Raw genomic sequence first — 1,722 nt, 5'->3', positions numbered from 1 at the left:
ACCGATGAAGATGACGACAGAAGAGGCCTTTGTTAAGACGCTGCAGATGCATGGTATCAAGCATGCGTTTGGCATTATTGGGTCTGCGATGATGCCGATTTCGGATATTTTCCCTGCTGCTGGGATAACGTTCTGGGATTGTGCGCATGAATGTTCCGGCGGGATGATGGCGGACGGGTATACGCGTGCGACCGGCGAGATGTCGATCATGATCGCGCAGAACGGCCCTGGCATCACCAACTTTGTGACGGCTGTGAAGACGGCGTACTGGAACCACACCCCGGTTCTTCTGATCACGCCGCAGGCGGCGAACAAGACGATCGGTCAGGGCGGCTTCCAGGAGATGGAGCAGATGAACCTGTTTGCCGATTGTGTGGCCTATCAGGAAGAGCTGCGCGATCCGTCCCGTGTGGCTGAGGTTCTGAACCGTGTGATCATGCAGGCCAAGCGGGCCTCGGCTCCGGCGCAGATGAACATTCCGCGCGACATGTGGACCCAGGTTGTGGATATCGAGCTGCCCAAGATCGTCGATTTCGAGCGCCCCTCGGGCGGGGCGGGCGCGGTATCCGAAGCGGCCAAGCTGCTGTCGGGCGCGAAGAACCCGGTGATCCTGAACGGCGCCGGTGTGGTTCTGTCGAAGGGCGGTATCGCGGCGTCTCAGGCCTTGGCCGAGCGTCTGGATGCGCCGGTCTGCGTGGGCTATCAGCACAACGACGCCTTCCCGGGCAACCACCCGCTGTTTGCCGGTCCGCTGGGCTATAACGGCTCGAAAGCGGGGATGGAGCTGATCAGCCAGGCGGATGTGGTGCTGTGCCTTGGCACCCGTCTGAACCCGTTCTCGACGCTGCCGGGCTATGGCATCAACTACTGGCCGACAGATGCGCAGATCATTCAGGTCGACATCAACCCCGACCGGATCGGCCTGACCAAGGACGTGACCGTGGGCATCGTGGGCGACGCGGCGCTGGTGGCGAACGGCATTCTGGAGCAGCTGGCCGATGATGCCGGCGATGCGGGCCGCACCGAGCGCAAGGCGAAGATCGCGCAGACCAAATCGGCCTGGGCGCAGGAGCTGAGCTCGCTGACGCATGAGAATGACGATCCCGGCACCACCTGGAACGAGCGTGCCCGTGCCGCCAAGCCGGACTGGATGAGCCCGCGCATGGCATGGCGCGCGATCCAGCAGGCACTGCCGCGCGAGGCGATCATCTCGTCCGATATCGGCAACAACTGCGCCATCGGCAACGCCTATCCGTCGTTCGACGAGGGCCGCAAATACCTGGCGCCGGGCCTGTTCGGTCCCTGTGGCTATGGTCTGCCCTCCATCATCGGCGCCAAGATCGGCTGCCCGGATGTGCCGGTTGTGGGCTTTGCCGGTGACGGTGCCTTCGGCATCTCGGTGAACGAGCTGACCGCGATCGGCCGCGAGGAATGGCCCGCCGTGACCCAGATCGTGTTCCGCAACTATCAGTGGGGCGCGGAGAAGCGCAACTCGACCCTGTGGTTCGACGACAACTTCGTCGGCACCGAGCTGGACGAGCAGGTGTCTTATGCCGCCATCGCCAAGGCCTGCGGCCTGAAGGGCGTGGTTGCCCGCACCCAGGACGAGCTGACGGCAGCGCTGAACCAGGCGATCATCGACCAGAAGAACGGCGTGACCACGCTGATCGAGGCGCTGATCAACCAGGAGCTGGGCGACCCGTTCCGCCGCGACGCGATGAA

Annotated in this window: 1 protein-coding gene; it reads left to right on the top strand. The window is 63.5% G+C overall.

Annotated elements, in window-relative coordinates:
• Positions 1 to 4: 4 nt before the first annotated feature.
• On the top strand, positions 5 to 1,722 hold a 1,718-nt coding region (gene xsc, locus ACR0LF_RS23590), incomplete at its 3' end, for a sulfoacetaldehyde acetyltransferase (RefSeq protein ID WP_480856498.1).

The sequence above is a fragment of the Ruegeria sp. E8 genome (assembly GCF_056533985.1).
Note: the sequence above shows the minus strand (reverse complement) of the source record. Positions and strands in the feature narration are given on the sequence as shown.